This is a genomic window from Oceanicola granulosus HTCC2516, assembly GCF_000153305.1.
In the GTDB taxonomy this organism is placed as follows: domain Bacteria; phylum Pseudomonadota; class Alphaproteobacteria; order Rhodobacterales; family Rhodobacteraceae; genus Oceanicola; species Oceanicola granulosus.
In genome coordinates, this window is record NZ_CH724109.1 from 268,238 (window position 1) to 283,342 (window position 15,105).

Below are 15,105 nucleotides of genomic sequence, written 5' to 3' on the forward strand. Positions count from 1 at the left end.
TCCGCCAAGGTTCGAGACACGAGGGGAGGCGTGAGCGGTGGAACGACAGAAGCGACTATTCTGCTACCTGATGGTGGCGCCCGCCGTGATCTTTACCTTCGTGCTCGGGCTGCTGCCGATGATCACGTCGCTCGGCTGGAGCTTCCTCGAATACGACCTGATCCGCGTCCAGCAGACCGGCACGCCCTTCGTCGGGCTCGAGAACTACAAGGAGGTGCTGAGCGACGGCCGCTTCGTGCGCTCCATCACCAACACCTTCCTGATGACCGGCCTCGTGATCGCCTTCGCGATAAGCCTCGGCCTCGTCCTCGCCCACGTCATGCACTCCAACTATCGCGGCCGCGCCATCGTGCGGGTGCTGATCTGTGCGCCCTGGTTCGTGCCGCCCGTCGTCGCGGCGGCGATCTGGATGTGGCTGCTCAACACCGACCGCAGCCCGATCAACGCTCTGCTGATGGACATGGGGCTGATCGACAGCAACATCCGCTTCCTCACCGACTCCAGCACCTGGGGGCCGTTCTCGGTGCCGCTGCTGTCGGTGACGGCGGTGCGGGCGTGGAACGGGCTGCCGTTCATCGTGATCTTCATCCTCGCCGGCCTGCAATCGATCCCGCGCGACCTCTACGAGGCCGCCGACGTGGACGGCGGCAACCTCTGGCACAAGTTCCGCTACGTGACGCTGCCGCTGCTGAAGCCGGTGCTGGGCGTGCTCATCATGCTGCTGCTGATCACCGGCATCGGCCACTTCGAGATCAACTACATCATGACCGGCGGCGGGCCGCAGGACCTGACCAACGTCATGGCGGTCTATTCCTACCTGCAGGCCTTCAACTTCTTCCGCTTCGACCTCGCCTCGGCGGCGGGCGGCGTCATCCTGGTGCTGACCGGGATCATCTGCGCGCTCTACATCCGCGGCCAACTCAAGAACAGGGACGACCGATGACGCTCACGTCCGCCGAGCCCCTCCGCGCCACGTCCCGGCGCGGCGGCTTCGCCCGGAGCCCCGCCGCCGACCGGCTGACCCGCTTCGCGGTCATCGCGGTGACGGTGCTGGCGCTGATCTACATCCTGCTGCCAGTCTACTGGATGGTGAAGAGCTCGTTCCAGACGAGCTTCGACATCCGCGCCCAGCCGCCGCACTGGATCCCGCGCGAGATCACGTTCCAGGCCTACAAGGACATGGGCTATATCATCCCGATCTGGCGCTACATCCTGAACTCGATCTACGTCTCCGCCGCCGCCGCGCTGCTCGCGACGCTGATCGGCGCCAGCGCCGCCTACGTGCTCGCCCGGTTCCGGTTCCCGCTGATGACGCTGTTCCTGGTGATGATCCTCGCCACGCAGCTGATCCCGCCGATCACCCGCGCCTTCCCGATCTACTCGGCGATCCAGGCGGCGGGGCTGCTCAACAGCTACACCGGCATCATCATCGCCTACGCCGGCTTCTCGCTGCCCTTCAGCGTCATGCTTCTGCGCGGCTACTTCATGAACAACTGCCCGCCCGACCTCGAGGAGGCGGCGCTGGTGGACGGCTGCACCTACTTCAGCGCCTTCTGGCGGATCATCCTGCCGATCTCGCTGCCCGGCCTCGCCGCGGTGACCATCTTCACCTTCCTCAACGCCTGGAACGACTTCCTCTGGGCCTCGCTGCTGCTCAGCCAGGGCGAGATGAAGACGGTGCAGGTCGGCATCGGCGACTTCTCCGCCGAGGGCGGGGGCGGCCGCTACATCAACCTCGTCATGGCCGCCTGCGTCACCGCGACGATCCCGGCGCTCATCATGTTCCTCTTCGTCCAGCGGTGGCTCGTCTCCGGGCTCACGGCCGGGTCGGTCAAGTAAGGGAAGGAAGCCAACGATGGCCACGATCAGCCTGCGCAACGTGCGCAAGAAGTACGGCGGCTTCCTCGCCGTCCCCGACCTGTCGCTCGAAGTGCAGCACGGCGAGTTCGTCATCCTCGTCGGCCCGTCGGGCTGCGGCAAGTCGACCTTGCTGCGGATGCTGGCGGGGCTGGAATCCGTCACCGGCGGCGAAATCGCCATCGACGGCGAGGTGGTCAACGACCGGATGCCCCGGCAGCGCGACATCGCCATGGTGTTCCAGTCCTACGCGCTCTACCCACACATGACCGTCGCGCAGAACATGGGCTTCTCGCTCAAGCTCGACGGCCGCTCCAAGGCCGAGATCGCCGAGCGGGTGCAGGAGGCGGCGGAGATCCTCGCGCTCGACAAGCTGCTCGACCGCAAGCCCGCGCAGCTTTCGGGCGGGCAGCGCCAGCGGGTGGCGATGGGCCGCTCCATCGTGCGCGACCCGAAGGTGTTCCTGTTCGACGAGCCGCTGTCCAACCTCGACGCCAAGCTCCGGGTGCAGATGCGCGCCGAGATCAAGTCGCTCCACAACCGTCTGAAGACCACCATCGTTTACGTCACCCACGACCAGGTCGAGGCGATGACGATGGCCGACCGGATCGTGGTGATGAACGCCGGCCAGATCGAGCAGGTCGGCACGCCGCTCGAGCTCTACGACCGCCCCAGGAGCCGCTTCGTCGCCGAGTTCCTCGGTTCGCCGGCGATGAACATGCTGCCCGGCACGCTCGGCGGGGAGGGCGGCGCCACGGCGCTGCGGATGGAGGACGGCACCACCGTGCCGATCCCGGGCGTCGGCATCGAGGCGCCCGCCGGCCGCGAGGTGGTGATGGGGGTGCGGCCAGAGAACCTGTCGCTCGCGCGCGGCGGCGAGGGGGTCGAGGCGGTGATCGACGTGGTGGAGCCGACCGGCTCGCACACGCTGCTGATCGGCCGCATCGGCCCGCACGCCGTCACCTGCGAGATCGCGGGTCGGGTTCCCGTCGCGTCGGGCAGCCGCGTCCGGCTTGCCGCCGACCCGGCAGCACTGCACTTCTTCGACGGCGAGAGCGGCGCGCGCATCGAGGTGCGCCCGCTCGTCGCGGCGGAATAAGGAGCGCGGCGAAGGATGGCACAGGCAACGCAACCCAAGGCGACCCAGGCCGACTACGCCTACGGCGAGCTCAAGCGGATGATGCTCGACGGCACGCTGCAGTTCGGCGCGCAGATGCTCGAGGCCGAGGCGGCCACCCGGCTCGGCGTCAGCCGCACGCCGGTGCGCGAGGCGATGATCCGCCTCCAGCAGGAGGGCATGGTCGAGCTGCGCCCGCGCCACGGGATGCGGGTGCTGCCGGTCTCGGCCGACGACATGCGTGACATCTACGACGTGCTCACCGCGCTCGAGGGCAAGGCCGCCGAGCTGGTGGCGCAGAAGCGCCCCGACGAGGCGGCGCTCGCGGGGCTCTGGGACGCGGTCGACCAGATGGAGCGCGCGCTCGCCGCCGAGGACCTCGATGGTTGGGCCGACGCCGACGAGCGCTTCCACATGCTGCTGATCGAGCTGACCGACAACGCGCGGCTGGTCAGCATGGTCAACCAGCTCCGCGACCAGGCCCACCGCGCCCGCATGGCCACCCTGCGCCTGCGCCCGCCGCCGGAGGCGTCCAACCGGGAGCACCGCGCCCTCGTCGAGGCCATCGCCAGCGGCAACCCCGCCGAGGCCCGGCGGACCCACGAGGAGCACCGCCACCGCGCCAAGGCGCTGCTCGTCAACATCCTGCAGAATCTCGGCGGCAGCTACATGTGAGCCGCGCCCGAGACGCGGGCGACGCATGTCCGCAAACAATGCACGCACTAGCGAATACAAGGAAGAGCGACATGACCAGCGTGGCGATCCGGGGAGACGGGTTCCTCATCGACGGCAAGCCGACCTACGAGGGCCGGACGTGGAACGGCCGCAAGATCGAGGGTCTGCTGCTCAACACGCGGATGGTGCAGGGGATCTTCGACGACGTGAACCCGGAGACCGCCGGCCAGTGGGCCTCCGCCGACACCGGCACGTGGGATGCGGACCGCAACACCTCCGAGTTCATCGCCGCGATGCCCCAGTGGCGCGACCACGGCGTGCTCGCGATCACCGTCAACCTCCAGGGCGGCAGCCCCTACGGCTACTCGACCGAGCAGCCGTGGGTGACCTCGGCCTTCGAGCGCGACGGCTCGCTGCGGCCCGCCTTCATGGAGCGCCTGCGCCGCATCCTGCAGGCGGCCGACGAGCTCGGCATGGTGGTGATCGTGGGGCTCTTCTACTTCGGGCAGGAGAAGGTGTTCGAGGGCGACGAGGACGCGGTGCGCGCGGGCGTCGACAACGCGGTGGCGTGGCTGCTGGAGAGTGGCTTCGAGAACGTGCTGCTCGAGATCAACAACGAGTGCGACGTCGTCTACGAGCTGCCGGTGCTGAAGGGCACGGGCGTCCACGAGCTGATCGAACGCGCCAAGGGCATCACCCGCGACGGCCGCCGGCTGCTCGTCGGCACCAGCTTCGTCCAAGGCCTGCCCACCTCCGAGGCGGCCCGCGCCAGCGACTTCATGCTGCTCCACGGCAACCTGCGCGACGGCCCCGACGCCGTCCGCGAGATGGTGCGCCAGACGCGGGCGCTGGAGGGCTACACGCCCAAGCCGATCCTGTTCAACGAAGACGACCACTTCGACTTCGACAAGCCCGACAACCACTTCACCGCCGCCATCGGCGAGTACGCCTCGTGGGGGTTCTTCGACTACCGCATGAAGGGCGAGGGGCCCGAGGAGGGCTACCAGAGCGTCCCCGTCGACTGGGGCATCGGCTCGGCCCGCAAGCGCGGCTTCTTCGGCCTCGCCAGGCAGATCGCGGGCGCCTGACCCACACGAATTCACGAGACAACGGATGCAAAGGAGAGAGACATGACGCGCGTGACGATCCAGGGGGACGGGTTCCTCATCGACGGCAAGCCGACCTACGAGGGCCGGTCGTGGAACGGCCACAAGATCGAGGGGCTGCTGCTCAACACCCGGATGGTGCAGGGCACCTTCGACGACGTGAACCCCGACACCGTGCACCAGTGGGCCTATGCCGACACCGGCACCTGGGACCCCGACCGCAACACCTCCGAGTTCATCGCCGCGATGCCCGAGTGGCGCGCGCACGGGATGCTCGCGATCACCGTCAACCTGCAGGGCGGCAGCCCCTACGGCTATTCCAAGGAGCAGCCGTGGGTGAACTCCGCCTTCGAGGCCGACGGCACCCTGCGCCCGGCCTTCATGGAGCGCCTGCGCCGGATCCTGAAGGCGGCCGACGAGCTCGGCATGGTGGTGATCGTGGGGCTGTTCTACTTCGGGCAGGAGAAGGTGTTCGAAGGCGACGAGGACGCGGTGCGCCGCGCCGTCGACAACGGCACCCGGTGGCTGCTGGAGAGCGGCTTCGAGAACCTGCTGCTCGAGATCAACAACGAGTGCAACGTCCGCTACGAGCTGCCGGTGCTGATGCCGGAGGGCGTGCACGAGCTGATCGAGCGGGCCAAGGGCATCGAGAAGGACGGCCGGCGGCTGCTGGTCGGCACGAGCTACGGCGGCGGCCGGGTGCCCGACCCGAGCGTGGTGAAGGTCAGCGACTTCATGCTGCTGCACGGCAACGGCGTCGAGGATCCGGACCGGATCCGCGAGATGGTCCGCCAGACCCGCGCGCTCGAGGGCTACACGCCCAAGCCGATCCTGTTCAACGAGGACGACCACTTCGACTTCGACAAGCCCGACAACAACTTCGTCGCCGCGGTCAGCGAATACGCCTCGTGGGGCTACTTCGACTTCCGGATGGAGGGCGAAGGCTATGACGACGGATACCAGAGCGTCCCGGTCAACTGGGGCATCAGCTCGGCCCGCAAGCGTGGTTTCTTCGGCCTCGCGAAGGACATGGCGGGGGACTGACGGCTCGCGCCGGGCGCCCCCGCGACCCGCGGGGGCGTCTGTCGCGGATTGATAGACTTGGCAGCCGCGGCGCGGCGCAATAACCTCGGCCGATGATCGTGCCGCTGATCCTGCTGCTGCTGTCCGCGGCCGGCCTCGCCGTCTCGCTCGCCGTGCCCGGCCTGACCGACTGGCTGCTGCTCGCCGGGCCGTGCGCGCTGGCGAGCCTCATCCTGCTGATCCAGGCGCTCGCCCGCAGGCCGGCGCCGGCAAAGCGGCGCTGGGTCCTGGTGGACGGCTCCAACGTCATGCACTGGAAGGGCGGCATCCCCGACCTCGCCACCGTGCGCGAGGTGACGGTGCGGCTGGGCGGGCTGGGCTACACCCCGCGCGTGATCTTCGACGCCAATGTCGGCCACAAGGTGGCAGGACGCTACCTCAACGGCCGGGCGCTCGCCGGGCCGCTGGGGCTGGCCGGCGCGCAGGTGTGGGTCGTCCCCGCCGGGACGCCGGCCGATCCGGCGATCCTGTCGGACGCGCGCGACCTCGGCGCGCAGGTGGTGTCCAACGATCGCTTCCGCGACTGGGCGGAGGCCTATCCCGAGATCGCCGGGCCGGGCTTCCTCGTCCGGGGCGGCTACCGGCAGGGCAGGCTGCGGCTCGACCTCGACGCCCGCGCGCCGGGCGAGCGCCGGCGGCCCGCGCCGCGCCGTCAGCCCGCGAGGCCGTCGAGGTAGTCCGCCAGCGCCCCGCCCGCGCCCTTGTCGAGCCGATAGACCGCCGCGCCCTCGCGGGTGCCGGCGGTGCGGGGGAAGAGGTCGCAGACCTTCGGATCGTGCCCCGGCACGATCATCCCGCGCGAGCTGGCGCGCGCGGCGAGGCGGTCGTAGCTGCGCAGAAGCGCCGGCGGGTCGGCGACGATGGGGAAGATCTTCCGGGCCGCGAAGTTCTCGTAGAAGTGCGACGCGTCCGAGGCCAGCACCAGCCAGCCGGCCTCCGTCTTGACCCGCACCGCCTGCAGGCCCAGCGAATGCCCGGCGGCGGCGAACACCTCTACGCCGGGCGCGACCTCGCCGTCGCCGTCGTGGAAGACGACGCGGCCCGAATAGACGTGGGCGACCATCTGGCAGACATGCTGCGCCGTGAACGGGTGGTTGAGCGCGCCCTCGCACATGCAGGGGCCGGTCGCGTAGGCCATCTCGGCGCTCTGCAGGTGGAAGCGCGCCGCCGGGAAGCGGTCGAGCGCGCCGGCGTGGTCGTAGTGCAGGTGGGTGATGATGACGGTATCGACGCCGTCCGCGTCGATGCCCATGTCGGCGAGGCACTCGCCGGGATCGCGTAGGATCGGGCGCGCGCGCCGCTCGGCCTCGGCCCGGTCGTAGCCGGTGTCGACGACGATGGTGCGGGTCTCGTTGCGGATCACCCAGAGGAAGTAGTCGATCGGGTGCGGCGCGGCGGCGTCCTCGTCGAAGAGGAAGGAGTCCGCCCGCACCCGGTCGGCGCGCTGGGCGTAGCGCAGCGCGTAGACCTCCCAGGTGTCATGTCCCATGCCGCACCTCCTCCCAACGCCGCACGCGCTTGTCGGCGACACAGTCCGCGACCTCGGCGTCGAAGGCGTTGAAATGGTCCATACCCAGGTGCGCCTCGAACGCCGCCGCGTCGGTGTAGACCTCGTAGAGGAAGACGCGCAACGGGCTGTCGCCGCCCTGCCAGACGTCGAAGACGTGGCAGCCCTCCTCCAGCCGCAGCGAGTCCGCCGCCTGCTGCGCGACCCGCGCGACGAAGTCGGCCTCGGCCCCCGGCCGGACCTCGAATTCCACCGAGACACAATGCATCGCGCGCGACCTCCCTCACGACATTCGCCAGTTGTGTATGTTTTAACGTATGCATTGTCAACGCGACGACACTCGTCTATCAGGGAGGCTGAGAGTGGAAAGGGAGCGCACATGGACGGGTTCGAGATCGCGGTGTTCGAAGGCGACGGGATCGGGCCGGAGGTGATGCGGCCCACGGTCGAGCTGCTGACGGCGCTCGCGCGCGGCCATGGCCGCTACGCGCTCAACTTCGAGACGCTCCCCGCCGGGGCCGGTCACTACCGCGAGCACGGCGTCTCGCTGCCCGGCGACGCCCTGGCGCGGGCGCGGCGAGCCGACGCGATCCTGCTGTCGGCCATGGGCCTGCCCGAAGTGCGCTACCCGGACGGCACCGAGATCTCGCCGCAGATCGAGCTGCGCATGGAGCTCGGCCTCTATGCCGGGGTCCGGCCGGTGTTCCAGTTCGGCCAGTCTTGTCCCATCGCCCGCTTCGGCGGCGATCAGCGGCCCGTCGACTTCGTCATCGTCCGCGAGAGCACCGAGGGGCTGTTCTACTCGCACGGCAAGGGCGAGGTGATCGACGACAGCGAGGCCCGCGAGACCCTGCGCATCACCCGCGCGACGTCGGAGAAGCTGTTCGACTTCGCCTTCGACCTCGCCCGCCAGCGCAAGGCCGACGGGCGCGGCGCCGGGGTGGTGCATTGCGTCGACAAGGCCAACGTCTTCCAGGCCTTCGCCTTCTTCCGCCGCATCTTCCGCGAGCGCGCCGAGGCCTTCCCCGACATCCGCGCCGAAGCGGCCTACGTCGACGCCACCGCGATGTGGCTGGTGGAGAAGCCGCAGGTGTTCGACGTGCTGGTGACGGAGAACATGTTCGGCGACATCCTCTCCGATCTCGGCGCGGCGATGATGGGCGGGCTCGGCCTCGCGCCGTCGGCCGACATCGGCGAGCGCAACGCGGTGTTCCAGCCCTGCCACGGCAGCGCACCCGACATCGCCGGGCAGGGCCGGGCGAACCCGATCGCGATGGTGCTGTCGGCGGCGATGATGCTCGACTGGCTCGGCCGCACGCGCGGGCAGGAGGCGATGCGCGCCGACGCGCTGCGCATCCACGAGGCGGTGCGCGAGGTGGTCACCAGCGGCGGACCGCTGACGCCTGATCTCGGCGGCACCGCCAGCACCGGGGAGGTGGTCGCGGCGGTGCGCGACGCCGCGCTCGCCGCCGTCGCGGCATGAGCGCCGCGCCGCTTCGCGTCGCCTCTGTCGGTGCGGGGTACTTCGCGCAGTTCCAGATCGCCGCCTGGCACGACCTGCCCGGCGTCGCGCTCGCCGGACTCTGCGACACCGACACCGCCCGCGCCGCTCAGACACTCGAGCGCATCGTTGGGCCGGGCCACGAGGTGCCGGTCCACGCGCGCGCCGAGGAGCTGTTCGCCGCCGGGGCCGAAATCATCGACATCGCCACCCCGCCCGCGACCCACGCCGCGCTGATTGCCGCCGCCATCGCCGCGCGGCCCCGCCTGATCGTCTGCCAGAAGCCGTTCTGCGGCACCCAGGAAGCCGCCCTCGCCGCCACCGAGGCCGCCGAGGCCGCCGGCGTCCCGCTCGTGGTGCACGAGAACGTCCGCTTCCAGCCGTGGTATCGCCGGATCAAGGCCGAGCTCGCGGCGGGGCGGATCGGCGAGGTCTTCCAGCTCACCATGCGGCTGCGCCCCGGCGACGGGCAGGGCGCGCAGGCCTACCTCGACCGTCAGCCCTACTTCCGCGACATGGAGCGCTTCCTCGTCCACGAAACCGGCATCCACTGGATCGACACGTTCCGCTACCTGCTCGGCGAGCCGCGCTCCGTTTTCGCCGACCTGCGCCGCACCAATTCCGGCATCGCGGGCGAAGACGCGGGGATGCTGCTGTTCCGCTTCGACGGCGCGGCGCGGGCGATCTTCGACGCCAACCGCTCGGCCGACCACGCCGCCGACAACCGCCGCCACACGATGGGCGAGTTCACCGCCGAGGGCGCGGCGGGCACGCTCGCGCTCGACGGCTACGGGCGGCTGACCGTTCGGGCCTTCGGCGCGAACGAGGTCGAACTGCTGGACGCGTGGGCGCCCGACGGCTTCGGCGCAGGCTGCGTGCGCGCCTTCCAGCAGCACGTGCTCGACGGCCTGACGACGGGCGCGGGCTTCGAGACCGGCGCACGCGACTACCTCCGCAACCTCGCCATCGAGGAGCAGGTCTACGCCTCCGCCGACGCGGGCCGCGTCGTGGCGCTCGGCTAGCATCGACAGGCGCGACGGGGGCTGTAGAGTGCGGCCCTCAGGAGGGCGAGGCAATGGATAGGCTCGATCAGTTGCGCGGCGGGCTCGTCGTGTCGTGCCAGCCGGTCGGTGGCGGCGCGATGGACCGGCCCGAGATCGTCGCCGCCATGGCCGCCGCCGCCGTGGCGGGCGGCGCGGCGGGCGTGCGCATCGAGGGCATCGCCAACCTGCGGGCGGTGCGGGCGCGGGTGGCGGTGCCGATCATCGGTCTCGTGAAGCGCGACCTGCCCGACAGCGCGGTGCGCATCACCCCGTGGCTCGACGACGTGCGCGCGCTGGCCGACGCCGGGGCCGACATCATCGCCTACGACGCCACTGACCGCCCCCGCCCCGAGACCACGGCGGCGCTCGTCGCCGCCATCCGCGCGGCGGGCGCGCTGGCGATGGCCGATTGCGCGACGCTGGCCGACGGCGAGCGGGCGCGCGACGAGGGGGCGGCGATCCTCGGGACGACGCTCTCGGGCTACACCGAGGCGACGGCGGGGCGGGGCGAGGGGGTCGACACCGGGCTGATCCGCGCCTTCCGCAAGCTCGGCGGCTTCGTCATGGCGGAGGGCCGGGTGAACACGCCGGAGCTGGCGGCAGACGCGATGGCGGCCGGGGCGGACGCGGTCACGGTCGGCACCGCGCTGACCCGGCTCGAGCACGTGACCGGCTGGTTCGCCCGCGCGGTGGCCGGGGCGCGGAGATGAGCGCGCCGCTGACCGGCTTCGCGGCCGACCTCGGCGGCACCAAGATCGCCGCCGCGCGGCTCGAGGCGGGCGTGGTGGTCGAGCGGGTGCAGGCCCCCACCGACGGCGCCGCCGGCCCCGAGGCGCAGGTGGCGGCCATCGGCGCGCTGCTCGCCCGGCTGGGCCATACCCGCGGCGCGCCGCTCGGCGTGGCGGTGGCGGGGCGCATCGATGGGGCCGGGGCCTGGCACGCGGTCAACACCGGCACTCTGCCGGCGATCCTCGGCTACCCGCTCGAGCGCGAGCTGACCCGCACGCTCGGCCGCGCCCGCTGCCTCAACGACGCCGCCGCCGCGGGCTACGGCGAGGCGCTCCTCGGGGCCGGCCGCGATAGCGACAGCTTCGCCTACCTCACGGTGTCGACGGGGATCGGCGGCGGATTGGTCATCGGCAAGCGGCTGATCGCGAGCGGCAACGGGCTGGCCGGACATGTCGGCTTCGTATCGAACCCCCACGCCAGCGGCCCCTGCGGCAGCGGCCGGGTGGCGACGGTGGAGAGCGTCGCCGCCGGGCGCGCCATCGCGGCGGCCGCCGCCGAGGCGGGGCATGGCGGGGACGCGCGCGCGGTGTTCGAGGCGGCGGCGGAAGGCGCGGACTGGGCGGAGCGGATCGTGGCGCGCTCGGCCGGCGCGGTGGCGACGCTGATCGGCGATCTCGCCGCGACCCTCGGCCTCGACACGGTGGCGCTGGGCGGCAGCATCGGGTTGGCCCCGGGCTACCTCGTGCGGGTCGAGCGGGCGCTGGCCGGGGAGCCGCCCCTCTTCCGGCCCCGCCTCGTCGCCGCCGCGCTGGGCCACGACGGCCCGCTCGTCGGAGCGCTCGCGATGGCGACGGGCCAGCCAGGGGCGGCGGCTTCTCAGGCGACGTTGCGCAACTCGACCGCCCCCGCCTCGGCCGCGCCTTCGCAGAAGGGCAGGTCGATGTAGAACGCGCTGCCCCGCCCGGGCGCGCTGGTGACCCCGATCCGGCCGTCATGGGCCTCGACGATCTCCTTGGAGATCGCGAGCCCGAGGCCGGCGCCGCTGTGCTGGCGGGTGTTGGACGAGTCGATCTGGGTGAACTTCTCGAAGATCCGCTCCTGGTCGCAAGGCGGGATGCCACAGCCGAAGTCCTTCACCTCCACCCGGATCGCGCCGCACCGCTCGCGCACCGAGACGAACACCTTGCCGCCAACGGGCGAGAACTTGAGCGCGTTCGACAGCAGGTTGCGCACCACCTGCGCGATGCGGGCGGGATCGGCGTGCGCGAAGAGCGGGCCGCGCTCGCCCGTGTAGCGGCACTCGACCTGCCGGTCGGCGTCGTAGGAGTCGATCCGGTCGACCTCGTCCTGCACGAGGCCGGCAATGTCGGTCGCGCAGGGGCGGATTTCGAGGCCGCCGGTGGCGAGCTTGCCGAAATCGAGCAGGTCGTCGACGAGGAGATGAAGCACCTCGGCGTTCTTCAGGGCCATCTCGAGCAGCCGCTTCGCCGATCCGTCCAGCTCGGCGAACTTGCCCGACTCGAGCATCGCGAGGGCCCCCTTGATCGAGGTCAGCGGCGTGCGCAGCTCGTGGCTGACGGTGGAGATGAATTCGCTCTTGCTCTTGTCCGACGCCTGCGCCCGGACCTGCGCCTCCTCGAGCTCGGCGTTGGTCCGGCGGAGCCGGCGGAACATGACCCACAGGCTGCCCGATGGGATCAGCAGGGCCAGCAGGATCATCCCGGCCAGGGCCGCGCCGACGATGGCGTACTCGGTGCGCACCGCCGCGACCTTCGTGGTCTGGTCCATGTACGTCTCGGCGATCGCGACGAGCCGGTCGCCGTCGTACACGGGGAGGTAGGTCTCCGAGTAGAGGTCGGGGCGGTCCGGTTTCTCGCGGCCGTCCTTGACGAAGGTCATGGCCTCGCCGGATGTCAGCACGGCGACGGCGTGTTCGTTGTGCGTGCCGAGGCTCGAGCCGACGGAGCCGGGGTCGTCGGAGACGAAGCGCAGGACGCCGTCGGGGCTGAAGATCTTGAAGCGGAAGACGCCCCCGAAATGGGCCAGGTCCTCGAACGCGGCGAGCTCGGCGGGATCGGACGGTAGGCCCTGTGCGAGGTCGTCGATCCGCGGCACGTGCCAGACCGCGAACTCCGCCCATTCCAGCGAGCGCCGCGATGCATCGCGCTCCACGGCATGCTCCACGAGGGCCGTCGCGATCCAGATCGTCACGGCGACGAGCCCGGCGAAGAACGACAGGACGCTCGCGACCCGCAGCATCGGAAGTCGCCGTGGCGCTGGTGCGGGCCTGTCCGAGAGGTCCGCGCGACCGGCGATGTGACCTGCTGTCATTGTCGTCTCTCCGCAGCCTGTGCGCCGCTCGCCAGGCGGCCGTGATATCTAAAGACCAAGTCACATCTTAAGCACGAAGCCGGACACGCTCCCGGACCACCTCCACACGCATACCGGGCTAGAGTGCGACTTGGGCGAAAGTGTGGATGTCGGCGCATTGACTGTGGCTTTTGCCCGGGCAGATGTGGTGCCGCCGTAACGGAGCGAGCGGAACGGCCCGCACCGAGGCGGGGCAGGCCGCAGGTTTTACTTTCTCCCGCAGGGTGATGTTCGTAAGGTCATGTTGACGCACGTCAAAAACTACGGCGAGAATTTTGCCAGAACACGGGGAGGTGAAGATGACGACGCCAGGGGCCGGTCAGGGGAAGAGACGCATCGATACGATGGAGGAGCTGGCCGTCGCCATCGGCGTGTCGCGGCCGACCCTGTCGCGCTACTTCCAGGATCCCGAGCGCGTCAGCCGCTCGTCGCGCGCGCGGATCGAGCAGGGGCTGGAGCAGGTCGAATACATCCCGAACTTCTTCGCCACCCGGATGAACCGGAAGACGACCGGGATCATCGGGGTCATCATCCCCTACCTGAACGACCTGTTCTTCTCCAAGCTGCTGGAGGCGATCGAGCGGGCGGCGATGGAGGCGGGTTATACCGTCATCACCCAATGCTCTCACTTCGATCCGCTGATCGAGGCGCGCGCCGCCGAGACGCTGATGTCGATGAGCGTCGACGGGGCGCTCGTCGCGCCGCTGGGCAACCACAGTGACCTGAAGGTGCACGACCGGCTGCGCGCGAGGCTGCCGTTCGTGCTGGTGGATTCGCGCCCCGACAACATGCTCGACGTGGAATTCGTCGGCACGAACCACATGCAGAGCACCGGACTGGCCGTGGAATATCTCTGCCGGGTCGGCGCGCCACCGGTGTTCCTGGCGATGCCGCGCGTCAGCTTCAACGCGATGGCGCGCGAGCGGGCCTACCTCGCGAAGATGGAGGAGCTCGGCCACGAGCCGCGGATCATCGGCACCGAGCCTGTCGAGCCCGGCTGGCTGTTCGAGGAGCACGGGCAGGCGGTGCTCGACCGCGAGTTCGCCGCGGGCCGGCTGATCGACGCCTCGGTGCTCTGCGTCAACGACCGCATCGCCATCGGCGCGCTGCGTGCCGCGGCGACTCACGGGCTCGAGCCGGGGGCGCGCCGCAACGGCGGGCTTCGAATCATGGGGCACGATGATTACCCGCTCTGCCCGTTCCTGACCCCCACCCTGACCACCGTGGCGCAGGACGTCGAGGCCATCGGCCGCGCGTCCGTGCAGCAGTTGGTAAATACTATACGCGGGGAAAAAACGCCGGATGAGCAGCGAGTTAAGTTGATCGACGGGGAGATAAAGGCTCGAGAATCCGCCTGAACCCAATGGGCGACCTAGGGGAAGGAATGCGCTGGACGCATTTCAGGATTGACGGAGACGCAGGGTAAGGTGTAGAACTGAACACGCGTAAAAACTTGCACCCTTGGGAGGAACAGATGAACACCAAGCGCACCCTGGCGTCCTCGGCCGCCGTCCTCGCCCTCACCGCCGGCGCCGCCTTCGCCGAAGCGCACGCCACCACGCTGACCATCGCCACCGTGAACAACGGCGACATGGTCCGCATGCAGGGCCTCACCGACGACTTCAACGAGCAGCACCCCGACATCATGCTCGAGTGGGTCACTCTCGAAGAGAACGTCCTGCGTCAGAACGTGACCACCGACATCTCGACCGGCGGCGGCCAGTACGACGTCATCACCATCGGCACCTACGAAGTTCCGATCTGGGCCAACAACGGCTGGCTCGTCTCCCTGTCCGACGGCATGGCCGAGGACTGGAACGCCGACGACCTGCTGCCCGCCATCGCCGGTGGCCTGACCGTCGACGGCGAGCTGTACGCCGCGCCGTTCTACGGCGAGAGCTCCATGGTCATGTACCGCAAGGACCTCATGGAAGAGGCCGGCCTCGAGATGCCCGACGCCCCGACCTGGGAGTTCATCCGCGAAGCCGCCGCCGCGATGACGGACCGCGAGAACGACATCAACGGCATCTGCCTGCGCGGCAAGGCCGGCTGGGGCGAGAACGTCGCCTTCCTCACGGCCATGTCCAACAGCTTCGGCGCCCGCTGGTTCGACGAGG

General features: G+C 70.1%; 16 protein-coding genes. 13 read left to right on the top strand and 3 right to left on the bottom strand.

Translation table 11 applies throughout. The features are described 5' to 3' along the window. Window positions 1-37 precede the first annotated feature (37 nt). From OG2516_RS17000 to OG2516_RS17030, 7 genes are all read left to right on the top strand, one after another. Window positions 38-943 (top strand): carbohydrate ABC transporter permease, encoded by a 906-nt coding sequence (locus tag OG2516_RS17000; protein ID WP_245544336.1) that lies wholly within the window; start codon window positions 38-40, stop codon window positions 941-943. Next, the gene (locus OG2516_RS17005) at window positions 940-1,839 is read left to right on the top strand and encodes a carbohydrate ABC transporter permease (RefSeq protein WP_007256843.1); all 900 of its coding nucleotides are present in this window, start codon (window positions 940-942) and stop codon (window positions 1,837-1,839) included. Before OG2516_RS17000 ends, OG2516_RS17005 begins: the two co-directional genes overlap by 4 nt. A 16-nt stretch (window positions 1,840-1,855) precedes the next feature. After that, window positions 1,856-2,956: an ABC transporter ATP-binding protein gene (locus tag OG2516_RS17010; protein ID WP_007256844.1), complete on the top strand. Its 1,101-nt coding sequence runs from the start codon at window positions 1,856-1,858 to the stop codon at window positions 2,954-2,956. Between the two features lie 15 nt (window positions 2,957-2,971). Continuing rightward, entirely contained in the window at window positions 2,972-3,649 is a 678-nt protein-coding gene (locus OG2516_RS17015) for a GntR family transcriptional regulator (RefSeq protein ID WP_007256845.1), read from the top strand. A 71-nt stretch (window positions 3,650-3,720) separates the two neighbouring features. After that, a complete protein-coding gene (locus tag OG2516_RS17020; protein WP_007256846.1) occupies window positions 3,721-4,737 on the top strand; it encodes a hypothetical protein in 1,017 nt (338 codons plus the stop codon). 42 nt (window positions 4,738-4,779) lie between these two features. After that, entirely contained in the window at window positions 4,780-5,799 is a 1,020-nt protein-coding gene (locus OG2516_RS17025) for a hypothetical protein (RefSeq protein ID WP_007256847.1), read from the top strand. A 92-nt stretch (window positions 5,800-5,891) separates the two neighbouring features. Next, window positions 5,892-6,515 (top strand): NYN domain-containing protein, encoded by a 624-nt coding sequence (locus tag OG2516_RS17030; protein WP_007256848.1) that lies wholly within the window; start codon window positions 5,892-5,894, stop codon window positions 6,513-6,515. On the opposite strand, the gene OG2516_RS17035 is transcribed toward OG2516_RS17030, so the two are convergent. Beyond that, window positions 6,491-7,327, bottom strand: coding sequence for an N-acyl homoserine lactonase family protein (locus tag OG2516_RS17035; protein ID WP_007256849.1), 837 nt, complete (start codon window positions 7,325-7,327; stop codon window positions 6,491-6,493). The genes OG2516_RS17030 and OG2516_RS17035 overlap by 25 nt on opposite strands. After that, a complete protein-coding gene (locus OG2516_RS17040) occupies window positions 7,317-7,613 on the bottom strand; it encodes a putative quinol monooxygenase (protein ID WP_007256850.1) in 297 nt (98 codons plus the stop codon). Before OG2516_RS17040 ends, OG2516_RS17035 begins: the two co-directional genes overlap by 11 nt. A gap of 111 nt (window positions 7,614-7,724) precedes the next feature. On the opposite strand from OG2516_RS17040, the gene OG2516_RS17045 reads away from it, so the two are divergent. Genes OG2516_RS17045 through OG2516_RS17060 form a run of 4 tightly spaced genes read left to right on the top strand, consistent with a single transcriptional unit; the run spans window position 7,725 to window position 11,564 of the window. Then, a complete protein-coding gene (locus OG2516_RS17045) occupies window positions 7,725-8,828 on the top strand; it encodes an isocitrate/isopropylmalate dehydrogenase family protein (RefSeq protein ID WP_007256851.1) in 1,104 nt (367 codons plus the stop codon). Continuing rightward, entirely contained in the window at window positions 8,825-9,868 is a 1,044-nt protein-coding gene (locus tag OG2516_RS17050; protein WP_007256852.1) for a Gfo/Idh/MocA family protein, read from the top strand. The genes OG2516_RS17045 and OG2516_RS17050 overlap by 4 nt, the downstream gene beginning before the upstream one ends. A gap of 53 nt (window positions 9,869-9,921) precedes the next feature. After that, window positions 9,922-10,599: a putative N-acetylmannosamine-6-phosphate 2-epimerase gene (locus tag OG2516_RS17055; protein ID WP_007256853.1), complete on the top strand. Its 678-nt coding sequence runs from the start codon at window positions 9,922-9,924 to the stop codon at window positions 10,597-10,599. Continuing rightward, window positions 10,596-11,564: an ROK family protein gene (locus tag OG2516_RS17060; RefSeq protein WP_007256854.1), complete on the top strand. Its 969-nt coding sequence runs from the start codon at window positions 10,596-10,598 to the stop codon at window positions 11,562-11,564. The genes OG2516_RS17055 and OG2516_RS17060 overlap by 4 nt, the downstream gene beginning before the upstream one ends. Here OG2516_RS17060 and OG2516_RS17065 read toward each other — a convergent pair. Next, window positions 11,495-12,877 carry a sensor histidine kinase gene (locus OG2516_RS17065; protein ID WP_007256855.1) on the bottom strand — a complete coding sequence of 461 codons (1,383 nt, stop codon included), beginning with the start codon at window positions 12,875-12,877 and terminating at the stop codon, window positions 11,495-11,497. The genes OG2516_RS17060 and OG2516_RS17065 overlap by 70 nt on opposite strands. Before the next feature lie 410 nt (window positions 12,878-13,287). Here OG2516_RS17065 and OG2516_RS17070 point away from each other — a divergent pair, with 410 nt between their 5' ends. Next, window positions 13,288-14,346 carry a LacI family DNA-binding transcriptional regulator gene (locus OG2516_RS17070; RefSeq protein WP_156799420.1) on the top strand — a complete coding sequence of 353 codons (1,059 nt, stop codon included), beginning with the start codon at window positions 13,288-13,290 and terminating at the stop codon, window positions 14,344-14,346. 116 nt (window positions 14,347-14,462) lie between these two features. After that, window positions 14,463-15,105, top strand: a 643-nt coding sequence (locus OG2516_RS17075) for an ABC transporter substrate-binding protein (RefSeq protein WP_007256857.1), incomplete at its 3' end; no start/stop codon positions are given.